Below are 17,064 nucleotides of genomic sequence, written 5' to 3'. Positions count from 1 at the left end.
CGACGCATGCTGACCGGACGCCGACATCCTTCACCGCCCACCTCTCGCCGGCCCGGGCTCACCTGCCCCGGCAAGCGGATTCCTGTCTGCACTTAAGAACGCCGCCGCCCGGGTGGCTCGCCACCTGAAACACAGGAGCCTGGGTCAGGAACAGGATCGCGGAACCTATCCCGACCAGGATCAAGACCGTATGGCGGACCCACTCGAGATCGACTTTCACTGCACGCCCTCGCCTTTTCGAAAGCGGCGGTTCCCGGACGGGCCGCCTGGCCGTATCCGTCCGCGCTAGATGTTGGTGCTCGCGGGAATCCGGCTCGGCAGCAGAAAGGGCCTTGCTCGCGTGCGGTTACGGGCGTTGATCGTGTTCTCGACGTCCTTCAGCGCCGTCTGGAAACGCTCGAGCGGTCCGCCCGTGCCGGCTACCTTGGGGTCCGTGACCAGCGGCTGATGCGGAAATACGTTGCTCAGGTACTGTCCGAGCGGCCGGTGATAGATCCCGCCCAGCAATTCGTAGATCGCGACGCGCTCGACCGCCGCAACCATCGGCGCAAGCAGCTTGTTCCAGTCCGCTTGCGTTTTCCCGAGCGCGCTGGTCGGCGCCGGCGCCGACAGCAGCGCGGATACCGCGGGCGCGTAGGTGGTCAGCGACGGCTGCGAGAAGTTGACCGCCGCGTGCTGAGCGCTCGCCGTGAAGATGATCATCGTCAGGACGTCGCTCAGCTGCGTCCGGGACGTAATCGCCCGGAACCCCTTGATTTTTCCGCTGGCCGCGACGTCGTTCACCCAGGCGGACAGTTCGTAGTCGCCGACGACATCCGCATCCGACGCGTAATAGACATTCACGTAATCGGCGGCCCACCCGGCAATCGCATTCCAGATCAACAGGCCGTCGTCCCGGTACGGGTAGTCGGGCAGGTGAGCGGGATCGTCAACCCGGCGGTTCGCCAGATCGGCCGGCAGCATGTTCTGGTAGAAGTCGAAGGCCAGGCGATCCTTCAGGACTTCCTGTGCGATATCGGCAATCGGCGCGGCAAACAGCGTATTGATGAAGCCGAGCGGCACCGATGGAAGCAGGATCAGCGCCGCCTGCTCGTTGATGAACAGGGTGCCCTCGAAGTGAGGCACGAGCAGCGCGTAAAGCGGGTGCGTTCTGGCGAGATTGCGATAAGTCGCCATCGCGAAGGCCTCGCTGAACAGATGCGTTCGGGACAGATGCACGAACATCTCGTGGTAGTTTTCCTCGGCGCCCTGCACCACGGACTTCGCCATCTCCCACGCCCAGTGGGCCGACGTGTCGCTTTGCGCGGCCGGCAGGAATATCGGATGGCCAGCGGGATCCTGCCCGCACTGGATCGCCACCGGGGTAAGGGACGCGCCGCCCTTCGGAACGGCGAAGAGCGCGATCGGGGCGTAGGAATAACCGGCGCCCGTCAGCAGTTTCTGCGCCGGGCCGTCGGTGGCCAGCAGGCCGAGATCGGCATAGTCGAGCAGATAGAGGCGATGCTCGAGTCCCGCCGTGCTCAGATCGTCGCTCGGTCCCATTACCTGCTGATACTGCGCGTTCGTCAGCGGAAATTTGCCCGGCAGGCTCGCGACGCCTTTGACCAGCATCGGATTCTGTCCGCCGACCCGAAGATGCGCGAATACGTCGTCTCCGTGAAACGACGTCGCGAACTCGGGAAGCGCAATGGTGGCGAACAGCGCCCGGTAGTTCGCCTCGTTGCGATTGACGTCCTGCGCGGCGAACAGGTCGCTCAATTGCGGCACGATTTCAGCGATCAACGCGGCGATCGACGCCAATGCGCCGAACAGGACCGCCTGCACCTCCGCCACGCGCTGAATCACGAGCGGATCCAGCGGATTGCCGGTCAACTGACGGTCGTAGGTTTCTTGGGCCGACTGGATGATGCCCCGGATGATGTCGAGCCGGTTCTGCCACAGCGAAGCCGCGGTACCCGGCGCGGATGCGATGAAGTTGACGAGGATGTCGACCAGCGTGCCCGCGAGTTTCAGCAGCCAATCGACGCTCGGCAGGTCTTGCGGCATGACGGTCTCGGCCAACGGGATCCCCTGTGCGTTGACGAACCGCTCGGTCCAGACGTAAGTCAGTCTTTGTGCCTGGACGTAGCCCGCTCTGGCCAACTGGCCGGGATAGGAATCCTTTTGCGGCAACACCGGCGTCGTGCCGTCCAGCCCCGGCAGGCTGACCGGCGTGAAAGCGCGCGCGGCAACGGTGCCGGCGCCCCCGCCGGCGTCCCCCGCCAACCATTGGCCCAAGGTGGCCATCTTCGCCAACGCCGCCCCACTCGCGACGAAGGCCGACGCTCGAATCACATCCCTGCGTTTCATCACCCCTCCTTCTGGAACCCCTTCGGGTCCACGTACGGCGGATCCGTCAGGTCCCGTAGCGCCGCGACACAACAGGCACACCGGTCCGACGACATCCCCTCAAACTGCCCCGCGTTGTCCCCACGCATCGAGGATTGACGCAGATCAACGATCGCCGAGAAGCGATCGGAACCGCCTGATCACCCTTTCATCTCGATGACATCACGGTGACGCGAAACGCAGGACGACAAGCGTCCCGACGGTCCGGAAAACCGCCGTTCCCTTATGCCGTCGAGGCAACCTGATCGGCTCCCGACGGCATATTCGCATTCCTAAATTATCAATCGACGGATTGCGGCCGCCCGCCTTATCGCCTCGGGTTCGAATAGCTCATTCGGCACCACGGCAGATCCGATTGGCAAACCGCCAAACAAATCGAATCGGGAATTGGCTCGCAGCCTCTCTCACTGGAATCATCGATTATCAACCGACGATCAATACTCGCATCCACGCTCAACCGATGAGCTTATAAAAAATCGGACCTTCATCTTTTATTCATGAAGAAATTATTATGGGATACCACCCGCTCTTTAATCATGATTCGCATCGTATACCAATTTTTTAACTTTTGAAACGCTATCGAATGGTTACTGACGGCTAAGAGAAATGTCAAATTTAGTCAGAAATCAGCACAAAAATAGTGTTCCGGCATGATTCATCGGTGGTTATGTTCGTTTTATTGTCAATCCCCGGTAAATTGGAAATTAGCGGGCGCCAATTTAAACCACTCGCGGATATTAACAACCAACGCCACTCAATCACCTGTTCTTATATTTTTTCGGGCAACCCGCAGCTAAATCAATATAAGAGGATTTGGAGCAGGGATTTCATCGATCGAATTTTGGTTTATATAATTAACTAAACAACATACTTCAGCCCGAATTGAGCATCGAGTGGTTCACAGTATTGCAATGACACGGAATATTCGACAAACCCCACCAGCAAAAAAAGCAACCGCACGATAAAACGCAAGCACTTCAAGCGGATTGCAGTTGTATCGGCACAGACCGAAACCGACACATCGCCAGGTCGACGCGCTCGTCGCGGGTATCCAGGCATGCCTCTTCCATCGTTCTAGAGGGTGCCTACCGGATCGGAGACAGTCGCTTAACGCGTAAGAGCGCGGAAAACCGTGTGGATGCGGCGATGCCGATCCCGCGCCCGGATTGCGCGATGTCGATCTCCGTCACCCGATACATCGCTCGCGTGTTGGCGCGCGCCGCATGACCGCCGGCGGGTCGGTGAGCGGCGCGCGGTACGCACCGGCCCGCCGGCGCGGCCGGGCAAACGCATCCCTCACGCGTCGTTCGCCGCGCCGCCTCCCCGCCGATCGTGTCGGGCCGCTTCGATAAGCCGCAACTGCTGCCCGTCCTTGCCGTCGAGCGCCTGCCATCCGCATGCGGCCAATCGGTCCCGCAGTTCATCCGCCCGCGCCCAGTCGCACGCATCCCGCGCGGCCCGACGCGCATCGGCAAGCGCCCGGATCTCGTCGGGCACCTGTGCGTCGCGCGGGCGCCAGGCGCGCAGATCCAGCCCGAGCACCGTGTCGAACCGGTCGAGCGTCGCGCGCCGCGTCGCGGCCGGCAGCACGCCGCGTGCCAGTTCCCACGCGAGCGCCAACGCGCGCGGCAGGTTCAGATCCTGGTCGATCTCCGCCGCGAAGCGCGCAACCCAGTCCGGGTCGGCGTCGCCGCCTTCCGGCCAGCGCGAATACAGCGCGCGCAGCCGGTCGAGCGCGATCTGGGCGGCGTCGAGCGCCTCCCACGTGAAACGCAGCGGGCTCCGGTAATGCGCGGTCAGGCACAGGTAGCGGTACGCAAGCGGATCGATGCCCCGCTCGATCAAGGTCTGCATCCTCAGGAACTCGCCGCTCGACTTGGACATCTTCGCCGCGTCCACCGTGAGGAAGTGCCCGTGCAGCCAGAAATTGGCGAGCCGCGTGCCGTGCGCGGCCTGGGTCTGCGCGATCTCGTTGCTGTGATGGACGGCGATGTGATCCTCGCCGCCGCAATGCAGGTCGAACCACGGGCCGAGATAGCGCGCCGACATGGCCGAGCATTCAATGTGCCAGCCCGGAAAACCCCGACCCCAGGGGCTGTCCCATTCCATCTGCCGGCGCGTGTCCGGCGGGCTGAACTTCCAGAGCGCGAAGTCGGTCGCGCGCCGCTTGTCGCCGACCGCCACCCGCTTGCCGGCCTGCAGCCCGGCGGGATCGAGCCGCGCGAGATAACCGTAGTCGTCCTGCCGGGCGGTATCGAAATACAGGCCGTCCGACGTGCGATAGGTGTAGCCGTTGCGCTCGAGCGCGGCGATGAAATCGATCTGCTCGGCGATGTGATCGGTCGCGCGGCACCACACCGCCGGCACCAGCAGGTTCAGCGCCCGCCAGTCCGCCATGAACGCCCGCGTATAGCGCTCGGCGATCGCCCACGCGGACTCGCCGGTCCGCCGGCTGCCCTTCTCCATCTTGTCCTCGCCTTCGTCGGCATCGGACACGAGATGCCCGACGTCGGTGATGTTGACGACATGCCGCACCGTATGACCATGCCACTCCAGCGCGCGGCGCAGCAGGTCCTCGAACACGTAGGTGCGCAGGTTGCCGATATGCGCGTGGTCGTACACCGTCGGGCCGCAGCAATACAGCCCGACGAACTCGGGCTGCAGCGGTTCGAAGGGGCGCACGGCGCGCGACCAGGTGTCGTAGAGGGCAAGCGGCATCGTCGGATTCCGTTGGAAAGATCGAGGTGGGTCGAGGCCGGCGCGTCGGAAGGCGCGATCGTCCGGCCGGGAAAAACAAAAAGGCCACCGGTTTTTCAACGGGTGGCCAGTGGGCGCTTCGTGATGGCGCGGACGATCGCGCTAGACGCAGCCTCCCCCCGGCAAGCCTTGACAACAGGCGCACGTCACGGCGGAGGGGAAGAGAGGGAAGCGCATGACGGTCATCCTAGCGGCTCCGGGCGCGCCGGTCAACGCGACGGCGGAATCGCCGCGGCAGCGGCGCGCGTCCGTCTCACGGCGTGTCGGGCCGGTCGCGCGCGACGCTCGCCAGATAATCGCGCAGGCTGTCGCCGCGCAGCGGCTTGACCATCACGCGCAGGGTCTGGGTGCGGGCTTTCATCTCGACGCCCACGCGCCGCCGCACCTCGATGAAGCCGTTGCGCTCCCAAAAGCGCTCGGCGCGCACGTTACCCGCGATCACGCCGAGCCGCACCCAGCGCGCGCCCTGTACGCGCAGCCACACTTCGAGCGCCGCATACAGCTGCCGCGCGACGCCGCGTCCGTGCTGTCCGGTTTCGACGATGAAAAGCCCGAGATGCCATACCCCCGGCGCGAACAGGTCCGCCACCAGCGTCGCCATGGCCGTCAGCGAGCGGTCCGCCGCGTAGAAGCCGATCAGCCACTGCGCCGAGTGGGGCCAGTCGCCGGGCAACGCCGTCTCGAACTCGGCGGCGGCTTCGTCGGAGGCAGGCGGTTCGCCGGTTGCGGCGAGAAAGTAATCCGGATTGCGCTCGAAGAAGGCCTGCAGATCGGACAGGCCGCCGGCCGCGAGCCGACACGCGGTCAGGCCGGCCACGGCGAACAGCGCCTCGCTGTCGGGCAGCCGAAAGGAATTCGCGGTCATGTCGATACGGGGATGCGGGAAACGGGAAGCCGCGCCGGACGCGCGGTGGGCCATTGTGACGGATCCCCGCGCGCGGCGCCATGCGCGCCGCGGCGCATGGACAACCGGCGCCGCACGTGGTGTGATGGCGCCCTTACCCCGAGAGCGCACCCACGATGAGCCGCCCCGATTGCATCCGCCACTGGACCGAACTGGAAGACGAAGACAACGCGCACTATCACGACGACACCGAACGGCTCGCGATCGGCGCGCCGCTCGCGAGAAAGCTCGGCCTGACGCGCATCGGCATCCATCACGACCGGCTCCCGCCGGGGCGCCGCACGTCCTATCCGCACGCGGAAAGCGCGGAGGAAGAGTTCGTCTACGTGCTGGAAGGCACGCCGGACGTCTGGCTGGACGGTCATCTGCATCGGCTCGCGCCGGGCGATGCGGTCGGCTTCCCCGCGGGCACCGGACTTTGCCACACGTTCATCAACAACAGCGACGACGAAGTGCGGCTGATGGTGATCGGCGAACGGTCGAAGCCGGAGAACCGGATTCGCTATCCGCTGAACCCCGCGCACGAGGCCACTTGCGACGACCTCTGGACCGACTGGCCCGCGCGGCCGTTCGGGCCGCACGACGGCAAGCCGGCCCGCAGGCCGTCGTGACGTCGCGAGCGGGCCGCCGGTGCGCCTCAGCCCGCCGGCCGCACCGCCGCGAGGAACAGGAACGGCGGCCGCCGGCAATCCGCTTCCAGGTCCGGGCGGATCGCCAGCGCGTCGGCCACCGGCGCGGGTTCGCCGAGATGGGTCAGCGTGAAGCCGGCCTTCAGCAGCGTGTTCACGTAGGTCTCGACGGTGCGGTGATACTTGATCACGCCGTCGACGAACCAGCGCGTGTCGCGCCGCCCCTCCTGACGGTAGCGATCGACGGGCCAGTGCTGCTTGCGCCCGTCGTCGTCGCGCACCCAGCCGCTCGGATACGCGGTGCAGATCGGATGCTCGACGGAAAACACCAGCCGGCCGTTCGAGCGCAGCGCGCCGTGGATCCGCTCGATCACGCCCGCGTAGTTCTCGACGTAGTGCAGCGCGAGCGACGACACGACGAGGTCGAACGAGCGCGGCGCGGCCTGAAAGGTTTCGATCGAGCGCTGCAGGTAGGTGATGTCGGGATCGTCGGTGCGGGCGCGCGCATCGTCGAGCATGCGCGACGACACGTCGACCGCCGTCACCGACGCGGCGCCGTGGGCACGCGCATAGCGAGCGAAATCGCCGAACCCGCAGCCGAGATCGAGCACATGCAGCCCGGAGAGCTTGGGCAGCAGGCGCCGCAGCGCGGGAAACTCCAGCGCGCCGTTCAGCCCGCTGTCCTCCTCGCGAAGGCCGCGGTAGCCCTCGAAGAAAGATGGGTTGTCGTAGATGTTCTGCGGAATGGCCGAATCGGTGAAGCCGGGATCGCTGCTCACGATGCATGCTCCTTGACATGGCGTTGGCGGCGCCCGCCGATCGACGGATCGGCGGGCGGGATGCGAAGCCGGGACGTCGATCGGCTTGCCGCGACGTGAATTGTATCGCTCTGCCTGCGAAATAAGCAGATAGAGATGCACGTCTCACGCATTTTTTCGTATGAACGGCCGGTGCCGGACCAACAACTAACGGCTGCCGCAACCGGTTCCCTGCCGATCTTTTCGGCCTGCCAAATGCCGCCCCGCCGTTTGCCAAAGGCCGCTCAGTCAAGTAACTTGACCTGGGCGCCGGCTCCTTGCCCCCAATTTTCAGATCTTTTCCCCGTTCATTCGCTGCCCGCAGGAGGCTTCGCCATCATGAAATCCGTTCGTCCGATCCGCCGCCTCGCGGCCGTCGCCGCCGTCTCGTGCGTGCTGGCGGCCGGGTCCGCGCGCGCGGCCGATACCATCACCGTCGCGTCGAAAATCGACACCGAAGGCAACCTGCTCGGCAATCTGATCGCGCAAGTGCTGAAGGCGCACGGCCTCGCGGTGTCCGACAAGATCGGCCTCGGCACCACGCCCATCGTCCGCCGGGCGCTGACCACCGGCGAAATCGACATCTACCCGGAATACACCGGCAACGCGGCGTTCTTCTTCAACAAGGCGGACGACCCGGTCTGGAAGGATGCCGCGCGCGGCTACGCGCAGGCCAGGCAGCTCGACTACGCGGCCAACCGGATCGTGTGGCTCGCGCCCGCGCCCGCGAACAACACCTGGGGCGTCGCGGTGCTCGACTCGGTCGCGAAGGCGAACCATCTGAAGAGCTTCGGCGATTTCGGCAAGTGGGTCGACGCCGGCGGCAAGGTCAAGCTGGCCGCGTCGGCGGAGTTCGTCAACAGCGCGTCCGCGCTGCCGTCGTTCGAAAAGGCCTACGGCTTCAAGCTGCGCCAGGACCAGCTGCTGGTGCTGTCGGGCGGCGACACGGCCGCCACCATCAAGGCCGCCGCTGGGCAGACCGACGGCGTGAACGCCGCGATGGTGTACGGCACCGACGGCGGCATCGCGGCGGCGGGACTCGTCGTGCTCGACGACGACAAGCGCGTGCAGCCGGTCTATGCGCCCGCCCCGATCGTCCGCGAAGCGGTGCTGAAAGCGCACCCGCAGATCGCCGGCTATCTGCAGCCGGTGTTCGCGAGCCTCGATCTCAAGACGCTGCAGACGCTCAACAGCCGCATCCAGCTCAACGGCGAGCCGGCCGCGAGCGTGGCCGCCAGCTACCTCAAGTCGAAGGGTTTCGTGAAATGACGGCAGAGGTACGGCACGATCTCGGCGCGGCACGCGCCGGGCTGCCCGGACGGGCCGCGTGGCGCTCGCGCATCGACCGGGTCGGCATGCTGGTCGCCGTGCTCTCGCTGGGCGCGCTGCTGTTCGAACCGTGGATGACGTTCCGCGCGAACCGGATCGTGGCAGGCGCCGATCTCGGCCTGTTCCGGGTCTATCCGGCCTGGCAGGCGCGCATCGTCTGCGCCGCGTGGGTAGCGAGCGCGGGTTTCGCGCTGCTGAAAAGCCCGCCGGCGCTGCGGCTTGCGGTCGGCGCCGCGCTGGTCGCCGCGCTGGGCCTGCTGGTGGGCGCGGCGCCCGCTCATCTCGTCACGCCGGACACGCCGCTCGCGCGCGTGTCGCCCGGCGCCGGCGCGTGGCTGCTGCTGTTCGCGTACGCGATCCTGATCGCCGACGCGATGGCGCGCCTCTCGCTCACGCCGTCGCGGCGGTTAATTGCATTGATCGTCGCCGTGGCGGCGGTCGCGGCACTACTGCGCAGCGGGGCCTGGGATGGGCTGTCGGTCATGCAGGAATACGCGGTGCGCGCCGACAGTTTCTGGCAGGAGGCCGCGCGCCACGCGCAGCTCGTCGCGGGCTCGGTGGCGGCGGCGCTGATCGCGGGCGTGCCGCTCGGCATCGCCTGCGCCCGCTCGCCCACGCTGCGCGGCGCGTTCCTGCCGCTGCTCAACATCGTGCAGACGATCCCGAGCATCGCGATGTACGGGCTGCTGATGGTCCCGCTCGGACTGCTCGCGGCGCGCGTGCCGCTGGCGGCCGCGCTGGGCGTCAGCGGCATCGGCGTCGCGCCCGCGATCCTCGCGCTGTTTCTCTATTCACTGCTGCCGATCGCGTCGAGCGTCGTGGTCGGGCTCGGCCAGGTGCCGGGCCAGGTCATCGAGGCCGCCGCCGCGATGGGCATGACGCGCGCGCAGCGGCTCGCCCGCATCGAACTGCCGCTCGCGCTGCCGGTGATCCTGAGCGGCGTGCGGATCGTGCTGGTGCAGAACATCGGCCTGGCCGCGGTCGCCGCGCTGATCGGCGGCGGCGGCTTCGGCACCTTCATTTTTCAGGGCATCGGACAGTCGGCCACCGACCTGGTGCTGCTCGGCGCGCTGCCCACGATCGCGCTCGCGCTGGTGAGCGCCGTGCTGTTCGAAGCCGCGACAGACTTCGCGAAAGGATCCCGTCAATGATCGAAATCGACCATGTGAGCCGCCATTTCGGCGAACCGGGGCGGCCGCCGGTCGTCGCCGTCGACGACGTGTCGCTGACGATCGGGCGCGGCACCGTGACCGCGCTGGTCGGCGCGTCGGGCAGCGGCAAGTCGACCCTGCTGCGGATGATCAACCGACTGATCGCCCCGACGCAGGGCACGATCCGCGTCGACGGCGTCGATACCGCGACCGTTCCCGCCGAATCGCTGCGGCGCGGCATCGGCTATGTGATCCAGGGCAACGGGCTGTTCCCGCACTGGAGCGTCGCGCGCAACATCGCGACCGTGCCGCGCCTGCTCGGCTGGCCCGCCGCCCGCATCGACGAACGGGTGCGCGCGCTGCTCGCGCTCTTCAATCTCGATCCCGACCTCTACGCCGGCAAGCTCCCGCACCAACTGTCGGGCGGCCAGCAGCAGCGGGTCGGGGTGGCCCGCGCGCTCGCGGCCGAGCCGGCGATCCTGTTGATGGACGAGCCGTTCGGCGCGCTCGACCCGATCATCCGCGGCAAGGCGCAGGACGATTTGATCGCGCTGCAGCGGCGGCTGCAGATCACCGTCGTGCTGGTGACGCACGATATGGAAGAGGCGCTGCGGCTGGGCGACCAGATTGTCGTGATGGACGCCGGCCGTATCCTGCAGGCCGGGACGCCCGCCGAGATTCTGGGCAAACCGGAGGCGGGTTTCGTCGAACAGCTCGTCGCGGGCGTCGACCGGCCGCTGCGGCTGCTGTCGCTGACCCGGATCGATGCGGTCGCCGAACCGGGCCACGCGGACGGCGCGCCGGTGCCCGGCGACGGCACGCTGCGCGACGCGATCTCCGAGCTGCTGTGGCGCGGCGTCGACGCGCTGCCCGTCGCGAACGCCGACGGGGGCGCCGCCTCGCGCATTTCGCTGGCCGCGATCCGCGCGCACGCCAGGCGGCCGGCGTGAAGGGGCGCCGCCTCGCGCTCGCCGCCCGTCTGGCGGCCGTCGCCGCCCTGCTCGTGCTGCTGCTCCGGCCGGACTGGGCGGCGCCGCTGTTCGCACCGTTCGCGGACAACGGCGCGCCCGTCATCTACAACCGCGCCAGCCTGCTCGACCTCACGCTCGCACATCTGGCGATCGTCGCCGGATCGAGCGCGATCGGCGCGCTGCTCGCGCTCGCCGCCGGCATCTTCGTGACCCGGCCGGCGGGCGCGGATTTCCTGCCGGTCGCGCGCAGCATCGTCAACATCGGCCAGACCTTCCCGCCCGTCGCGGTGCTCGCGCTGGCGGTGCCGGCGGTGGGCTTCGGCGTGAAACCGGTGCTGCTGGCGCTGATCCTGTACGGTCTGCTGCCGATCTTCGAGAGCACGATCGCCGGGCTGCGGGATATCCCCCCGCCGACGCTCGACGCCGCGCGCGGGATGGGCATGAGCCCCTGGCAGCAGTTGCGCTCGGTCGAGCTGCCGCTGGCGTTTCCGGTGATCCTCAACGGCATCCGGCTGGCGGTGATCATCAACCTGGGCACCGCGACGATCGGCTCGACCGTCGCGGCCAAGGGGCTCGGCGACGTGATCATCGCCGGACTGCAGACGTCGAATACCGCTTTCATTCTGCAAGGCGGGATCGTCGTCGCGCTGCTCGCGGTGCTCGTCTACGACGCGCTCGGCTGGATCGGCCGGCGGGTCGCGCCGCCGGCCGGCGGGAACGCCTGATTCGGGGAGGGCGGCCCGCGCCCTCCCCGCCCCCCGTCCATCTCGCCGCGCGCATTCGTATCGCGCGTCCGGTCCGGGTTCGTTCGTCCTCGGACATGCAAGCACATCGTCAGCAAACCGGCCTGCCATTGCGAGAATTATTCAAACGATGAATCGGGAATTCCAGAATGGAAATTCTATTATTTATAATTAAAAAAATACCTCGAATAGAACCGATCTTGATTCATATTTGAATCCAGACCCGTCGAGATTTTCGCTGGAAGCAACCTTTCTGTCCGGTTTTTCCACGCCGACACCCTCTCCCGTCAGGCACTTTCGATCTTAGTTAAGTTCACCGATAAATCTACATTTCTTTGGCATTTCAAAATATCTACAATTATAAAAATCAGGGTTTATAAGGGTAAAGAAAAAGACCATCGTCCCGTTAATGCACGCACGACATCGCAACCCGTCGCGCATGACCCATCAATGCATCTCTTTCCGTGCAAGGGGCAAGCAATGAAATCATTTCGGCTGACCATCAAGACCAAGCTTCTCGGTGGTTTCGGCATACTCGCGGCCGTCGTGGTGATCGTGTCGGGCATGGGCCTCAAGGCCCTGTCCGAGTCGAACGACGCATTCAGCCGCTACGCGCTCGGCATCAACGCGCGCGCGAACCTCGCCGCGCAGGTGCGCATGGCGGTGGACCGGCGGGCCATCGCCGCCCGCAATCTGGTGCTCGTGACCCGGCCCGAGGACATCGAACTCGAAAAGGCGGACGTGCAACGCGCGCACGCCGACGTCCAGACCTACCTCGGGCAGCTCAAGTCGACAATGGCGAGCGCCACCGACACGACGGATCGCGCCCGCGCGCTCGTCGCGCAGATCGAGCAGGTGGAAGCCCGCTACGGCCCCGTTGCGCTGGAGATCGTCAACGCGGCGCTGGCCGGCCCCCGCGACGCGGCGACCACGGAAATCAACGACAAATGCCGCCCGCTGCTCGCCGAGCTGATCCGCGCGACCAACGCGTATGCGGACTACACGCACGAACGCGAACGGGCGATCGCGCAGGAATTCTCCGATCGCTACGCCTCCGAGCGCAACCTGCTGCTGACGATCTGCGCCGCCGCGGTCGCGCTCGCGGTGGTGGCGGGACTGTGGATCACCCGCGCGATCACCGTGCCGATCGGCACCGCGGTCCGGGTCGCGCGGACCGTCGCGGACGGCGACCTGCGCAGCGATATCGACGTGCGCGGCAACGACGAGACCCGCGATCTGCTTGAAGCGCTGAGCACGATGAACCAGCGGCTGACCGGCATCGTCGGCCGGGTGCGCGACGGCAGCGGCAATATCGCCGTCGCGGTCGGCCAGATCGCGGCGGGCAACATCGATCTGAGCCAGCGCACCGAGGAACAGGCCGCGTCGCTGCAGGAAACCGCCGCGACGATGGAACAGTTCACGTCGACCGTGAGGCTCAACGCCGAGAACGCGCAGCAGGCCAGCGCGCTGGCCGGGAACGCGTCGGACGTCGCGCAGCGCGGCAGCGAAGTGGTCGGCCGCGTGGTCGATACGATGACCGAGATCGGCGAGCGCTCGTCGAAGATCGCCGACATCACCGGCATCATCGAGGGCATCTCGTTCCAGACCAACATCCTGGCGCTGAATGCCGCCGTCGAGGCGGCCCGGGCGGGGGAACAGGGGCGCGGTTTCGCCGTGGTGGCGAGCGAGGTGCGCAGCCTCGCCCAGCGTTCGTCCAGCGCGGCGAAGGAGATCAAGGAGCTGATCTCCGCGTCGGTGCAGACGATCCGGGACGGCTCGACGCTCGCGGGAGAAGCCGGCAGGACGATGGGCGAAGTCACGCAGGCGGTCGCGCGCGTGACCGACATCATGGGCGAGATCGCCGCCGCGTCGGCCGAGCAGAGCCGCGGCATCGACCAGGTCAACCTGACGATCACCCAGATGGACGAGACGACGCAGCAGAACGCGGCGCTAGTCGAGGAGGCGGCCGCGGCGTCGAAATCGCTGGAGACCCAGGGCCGGCAGCTGAACGAGACGGTCGCGACCTTCCGGCTGCCCGCCGGCGGCGCCGTCGCGCGAGACGCGCAGACGGACGCCTGGGAAGAGCCCGTCGCCTGGCGCCCCGCCACCGCGTGATGCCGCGGCAGCCCGCGCTCATGCCGGTGCGCGGGCCGCTTCCGGCGCGGCGCTGCCGCGCTGCGCGAGCACGTCGTCGATCAGGCCGTACGCCTGCGCTTGCGCCGCCGACATGAAGTTGTCGCGGTCGGTGTCTCTCTCGATCTGCTCGACGGACTTCCCGGTACAGTCCGCGAGCACGGCATTGAGGCGTTCGCGCTGGTACAGCACTTCGCGCGCCTGGATCTCGACGTCGGCCGCCGTGCCCTGGCTGCCGCCCGACGGCTGGTGGATCATGATGCGCGCGTTCGGCAGCGCGTAGCGCTTGCCGGGCTGGCCGGCCGCCAGCAGGAACGTGCCCATGCTCGCCGCGAAGCCGGTGCAGAGCGTCGAGACTTCCGGCTTGATGAACTGCATCGTGTCGTAGATCGCGAGGCCGTCGTACACCGAGCCGCCCGGCGAATTGATATAGAACGAGATGTCCTTGTCCGGATTCTCCGATTCGAGGAACAGCAGCTGCGCGACGACCAGACTCGCGGACTGTTCGTTGACCGGGCCGACCAGGAACACGATGCGCTCGCGCAGCAGCCGCGAGAAGATGTCGTAGGCGCGCTCGCCGCGCCCGGACTGTTCGATGACGGTCGGCACGAGCCCGAAGCTCGACGACGACGGATGGCGGGACGGATGGGACATGGCGGTTCCTCTTTTCGCGGAATGGGCTCGGGATGCGCGCGGCGGCCGGTGCCGCCGGCGTCGCGCATCAGCCTGATGACGGCCCGGCGCGGCCCGGCGTGACGAGAATATTTTTGCTCGGCGTTGTCACGCGGCGGCCGGCCCGGCCGTCATGCGCACGAAGGCCGGCAATCTGGCAGACTGGCGGCGAGCCCGTCGCGCCCGAAGCGGCGCCGGCCCCTTTCGGAGCACTCAGCATGATGGAACCTCAGACCGACCGGCATCCGCCCGATCCCGTCGAATCGTTCGAGAGCCAGCGCGGGCGGCTGCTGTCGCTCGCGCACCGGATGCTCGGCAGCCGCGCGGAAGCCGAGGACGTCGTGCAGGACGCGTGGCTGAAATGGCGTCTCGCCGACACGGCCGGCATCCGGCTGCCGGCCGCGTGGCTCACGACGGTCGCGACGCGGCTGTCGATCGACCGGCTGCGGCAGCGGCGCAGCGAGCACGCGCTCCGGGAAGCCGGCTGGCTGCCGGAGCCCTGGCTGGATGAACGGGCGCCGTCCGCCGAGGACGTGGCGCTCAGGGGCGCGCAGCTCTCGTACGGCCTGATGCTGCTGCTCGAACGGCTGTCGCCCGGCGAGCGGGCGGCGTTCCTGCTGCACGAGGCGTTCGACTGCGACTATGCGGATCTCGCGGCGATCCTCGGCAAGACGGAGGCGAATTGCCGGCAGATCGTCCATCGCGCGAAAACCCGCCTGCAGCGCAGCGATCGGCCGCCCGCGCCGGCCGATCCGGCGCGGCAGCGGCGAATCGTCGACGATCTGCGCGCGGCGATCGGCGCGCAGGACCGGACGGCGCTGCTGCGGTTCCTCGACGAAGCGCACGGGGTCGCCGATTCGCCGGCCGCCGCGCGGGCATCGCTCGACGTCGTCGGCCGCGCCGGCGCGACGGCCGAGCGGACCTTTCAAGCCGAAGCGGTATCGATCAACGGCGAAACGGGCGTCGCGCTGCTCGTCGACGGCGAGATTGCCGCGCTGTTCGCGCCGTCGCTCGGTGCGCACGGGCAAGTCGCGCTGCGCGTCGTCACGGATCCGGCTGCGTTGCGCGCGGCGAATCGGATCTTCGGGCGCGCCGCCATCGCGCGCCTGCTGGCATCGATCGGGGCGCGGCGTGCGCGGTGCCCGCTCGCGCTGGCCTGAGCGCATTCGCCCGACACTATTCGGCGCGCATCCCTCGCGCCACGCCGCCGGGATAACCGGGAGGCAATCCGGCCGCGCGCACGATCAGCCGCGCCGCCCGGCGAGCCGAGCGGCCGCAATGCGTCGCCGGCCGATGCGACGAGGCGCGGTCAACGTGCGCCGTTCTGCCGCCGGGTCCATGCCGCGGCCTGGTCTTCCCGAACGAACGACGCCATCCCGGCCGGCAGCAGGTTCCTGAACAGCCCGTCGTCGCGCTCCGCGACTTCCACCATCCGCGCGATCATCTCTTCCGGATCGAACTGGTCGAAAGGAAAACGCAGGCTATCGGGCGCCGTCGCATGCCGGCGCGGATCGTACCAGCGCCGCGGCGTCTCCATCATCCGGTCGTTGAAGCCCGTCCGGTACGGCCCGGGATTGATCACGGACACCTGGATACCGGCCACCGCCAGCTCGTGATGCATCGCTTCCGCGACGGCTTCGAGCGCGTGCTTCGATGCGCAGTACGCGCCTGTGTAGGGGCCCGTGATGAGCCCGGCGATCGACGACACGAACACGATCTTGCCGCGCCGGCGACCGACCATGCCGCGCACGATGTCCTGCGTCAGCGCGAGCGGGCCGAACACGTTCGTGTCGAACAGGTCGCGGACGATCTCGACGGGAATCTCGCTGATCGCCCCGGCCTCGGCATCGCCCGCGTTGTTGAACAGGACGTCGACCTCCCGCTGCGCCGCGTACGCGCGGTCGCGCGCCGACGTGACATCGAGCTTTTCGACGCGCAGTTCAACGCCGCGCGCGGCCGCCTCTCGGGCCAGCTCGGTGATCTGCGGCGTGATCTGCACGCCCGCGGTGACGTCGTGCCCGTGCGCGGCGAGGCGCAGCGCCACTTCCCGGCCAAAGCCCGAGCCTGCGCCCGTCACCAGAATGCGTTTGCGTTCCATGATGGCTCCTTCGTTTCAATGTGTTGAAAAAGGGGCGGCGCAGCGCCGCGCGATCGATTCGTCGTCGGCCACCGTGCCGCCGGAGACGCCGAGCGCGCCGAGACAGGCGCCGCTCGCATCGAACAGCGGCAGGCCGCCGCCAAACGTGACAAGCCCGCCGTTGCTCCGCTCGATGCCCCAGAGCGGCCCGCCGACGCCCGACATCGTCCCGAGCGTCGCGGTATCCGTCCGGAAGCGCGCGGCAGTAGCCGCCTTCCCGATGGCGAGGTCGATCGCGCCGAGAAAGGTGCCGTCCATGCGCGCGAACGCGACCAGGTGCGCGCCGCGATCGACGACCGCGACCGCCACGCCCGGCAAACCGCGCCCGCGAGCTTGCGCCAGCCCTTCGTGGACGATGCGCAGCGCGGCATCGAAGGTGAGATCAGGTTGCATCGATGGAGTCCTTAACGGTTTTGCCGAGGGCCAGTGTAGGGAGCGCCGGTATCTGAGACA

14 protein-coding genes are annotated in these 17,064 nt (G+C 67.5%); 7 read left to right on the top strand and 7 right to left on the bottom strand.

What is annotated here, in order from left to right:
* Positions 1-285: 285 nt before the first annotated feature.
* From RZR99_RS03015 to RZR99_RS03005, 3 genes are all read right to left on the bottom strand, one after another.
* A complete protein-coding gene (locus RZR99_RS03015; RefSeq protein ID WP_323118253.1) occupies positions 286-2,349 on the bottom strand; it encodes a lipoxygenase family protein in 2,064 nt (687 codons plus the stop codon).
* Positions 2,350-3,684: 1,335 nt separating this feature from the next.
* Positions 3,685-5,106 carry a cysteine--tRNA ligase gene (gene cysS / locus RZR99_RS03010; protein WP_323118252.1) on the bottom strand — a complete coding sequence of 474 codons (1,422 nt, stop codon included), beginning with the start codon at positions 5,104-5,106 and terminating at the stop codon, positions 3,685-3,687.
* Positions 5,107-5,398: 292 nt separating this feature from the next.
* Positions 5,399-6,010, bottom strand: a complete 612-nt coding sequence (locus RZR99_RS03005) for a GNAT family N-acetyltransferase (RefSeq protein ID WP_323118251.1) — start codon at positions 6,008-6,010, stop codon at positions 5,399-5,401.
* A gap of 155 nt (positions 6,011-6,165) precedes the next feature.
* Between RZR99_RS03005 and RZR99_RS03000 the strand changes: the two genes are divergently transcribed.
* Positions 6,166-6,660 carry a cupin domain-containing protein gene (locus RZR99_RS03000; protein WP_323118250.1) on the top strand — a complete coding sequence of 165 codons (495 nt, stop codon included), beginning with the start codon at positions 6,166-6,168 and terminating at the stop codon, positions 6,658-6,660.
* Positions 6,661-6,686: 26 nt separating this feature from the next.
* Here the strand turns inward: RZR99_RS03000 and RZR99_RS02995 are convergent, their stop codons facing one another.
* Positions 6,687-7,457: a class I SAM-dependent methyltransferase gene (locus tag RZR99_RS02995; RefSeq protein WP_323118249.1), complete on the bottom strand. Its 771-nt coding sequence runs from the start codon at positions 7,455-7,457 to the stop codon at positions 6,687-6,689.
* Positions 7,458-7,814: 357 nt separating this feature from the next.
* Here RZR99_RS02995 and osmF point away from each other — a divergent pair, with 357 nt between their 5' ends.
* From osmF to RZR99_RS02970, 5 genes are all read left to right on the top strand, one after another.
* A complete protein-coding gene (gene osmF / locus RZR99_RS02990; protein WP_323118248.1) occupies positions 7,815-8,744 on the top strand; it encodes a glycine betaine ABC transporter substrate-binding protein OsmF in 930 nt (309 codons plus the stop codon).
* Positions 8,741-9,955 (top strand): ABC transporter permease, encoded by a 1,215-nt coding sequence (locus RZR99_RS02985; RefSeq protein WP_323118247.1) that lies wholly within the window; start codon positions 8,741-8,743, stop codon positions 9,953-9,955. The genes osmF and RZR99_RS02985 overlap by 4 nt, the downstream gene beginning before the upstream one ends.
* Positions 9,952-10,905, top strand: coding sequence for an ABC transporter ATP-binding protein (locus tag RZR99_RS02980; protein WP_323118246.1), 954 nt, complete (start codon positions 9,952-9,954; stop codon positions 10,903-10,905). Before RZR99_RS02985 ends, RZR99_RS02980 begins: the two co-directional genes overlap by 4 nt.
* A complete protein-coding gene (locus tag RZR99_RS02975; RefSeq protein ID WP_323118245.1) occupies positions 10,902-11,651 on the top strand; it encodes an ABC transporter permease in 750 nt (249 codons plus the stop codon). Before RZR99_RS02980 ends, RZR99_RS02975 begins: the two co-directional genes overlap by 4 nt.
* Before the next feature lie 498 nt (positions 11,652-12,149).
* Positions 12,150-13,784, top strand: coding sequence for a methyl-accepting chemotaxis protein (locus RZR99_RS02970; RefSeq protein ID WP_323118244.1), 1,635 nt, complete (start codon positions 12,150-12,152; stop codon positions 13,782-13,784).
* Between the two features lie 18 nt (positions 13,785-13,802).
* Here RZR99_RS02970 and clpP read toward each other — a convergent pair whose 3' ends face one another.
* Positions 13,803-14,456 (bottom strand): ATP-dependent Clp endopeptidase proteolytic subunit ClpP, encoded by a 654-nt coding sequence (clpP, locus tag RZR99_RS02965; RefSeq protein WP_323118243.1) that lies wholly within the window; start codon positions 14,454-14,456, stop codon positions 13,803-13,805.
* A 236-nt stretch (positions 14,457-14,692) separates the two neighbouring features.
* Between clpP and RZR99_RS02960 the strand changes: the two genes are divergently transcribed.
* Positions 14,693-15,634 carry a sigma-70 family RNA polymerase sigma factor gene (locus tag RZR99_RS02960; RefSeq protein WP_323118242.1) on the top strand — a complete coding sequence of 314 codons (942 nt, stop codon included), beginning with the start codon at positions 14,693-14,695 and terminating at the stop codon, positions 15,632-15,634.
* Between the two features lie 149 nt (positions 15,635-15,783).
* Here RZR99_RS02960 and RZR99_RS02955 read toward each other — a convergent pair whose 3' ends face one another.
* Both RZR99_RS02955 and RZR99_RS02950 read right to left on the bottom strand, forming a co-directional pair.
* A complete protein-coding gene (locus tag RZR99_RS02955; protein ID WP_323118241.1) occupies positions 15,784-16,572 on the bottom strand; it encodes an SDR family oxidoreductase in 789 nt (262 codons plus the stop codon).
* A gap of 15 nt (positions 16,573-16,587) precedes the next feature.
* Positions 16,588-17,004, bottom strand: a complete 417-nt coding sequence (locus RZR99_RS02950; protein WP_323118240.1) for a GlcG/HbpS family heme-binding protein — start codon at positions 17,002-17,004, stop codon at positions 16,588-16,590.
* Between the last annotated feature and the right edge of the window lie 60 nt (positions 17,005-17,064).

The sequence above is a fragment of the Burkholderia alba genome (assembly GCF_034721475.1).
Taxonomy (GTDB): Bacteria; Pseudomonadota; Gammaproteobacteria; order Burkholderiales; family Burkholderiaceae; genus Burkholderia; species Burkholderia alba.
The sequence above is the reverse complement of the archived record's forward strand: the minus strand, read 5'-3'. Positions and strand labels throughout refer to the sequence as shown.

Excerpts from the sequence above, each read along its gene's own strand:
- RZR99_RS03005 (WP_323118251.1), bottom strand. The coding sequence starts at position 6,010 with ATGACCGCGAATTCCTTTCGGCTGCCCGACAGCGAGGCGCTGTTCGCC.
- clpP (WP_323118243.1), bottom strand. The coding sequence starts at position 14,456 with ATGTCCCATCCGTCCCGCCATCCGTCGTCGTCGAGCTTCGGGCTCGTG.
- RZR99_RS02955 (WP_323118241.1), bottom strand. The coding sequence starts at position 16,572 with ATGGAACGCAAACGCATTCTGGTGACGGGCGCAGGCTCGGGCTTTGGC.
- RZR99_RS03000 (WP_323118250.1), top strand. The coding sequence starts at position 6,166 with ATGAGCCGCCCCGATTGCATCCGCCACTGGACCGAACTGGAAGACGAA.
- RZR99_RS02960 (WP_323118242.1), top strand. The coding sequence starts at position 14,693 with ATGATGGAACCTCAGACCGACCGGCATCCGCCCGATCCCGTCGAATCG.
- RZR99_RS02950 (WP_323118240.1), bottom strand. The coding sequence starts at position 17,004 with ATGCAACCTGATCTCACCTTCGATGCCGCGCTGCGCATCGTCCACGAA.
- RZR99_RS02970 (WP_323118244.1), top strand. The coding sequence starts at position 12,150 with ATGAAATCATTTCGGCTGACCATCAAGACCAAGCTTCTCGGTGGTTTC.
- cysS (WP_323118252.1), bottom strand. The coding sequence starts at position 5,106 with ATGCCGCTTGCCCTCTACGACACCTGGTCGCGCGCCGTGCGCCCCTTC.
- RZR99_RS03015 (WP_323118253.1), bottom strand. The coding sequence starts at position 2,349 with ATGAAACGCAGGGATGTGATTCGAGCGTCGGCCTTCGTCGCGAGTGGG.
- osmF (WP_323118248.1), top strand. The coding sequence starts at position 7,815 with ATGAAATCCGTTCGTCCGATCCGCCGCCTCGCGGCCGTCGCCGCCGTC.
- RZR99_RS02980 (WP_323118246.1), top strand. The coding sequence starts at position 9,952 with ATGATCGAAATCGACCATGTGAGCCGCCATTTCGGCGAACCGGGGCGG.
- RZR99_RS02985 (WP_323118247.1), top strand. The coding sequence starts at position 8,741 with ATGACGGCAGAGGTACGGCACGATCTCGGCGCGGCACGCGCCGGGCTG.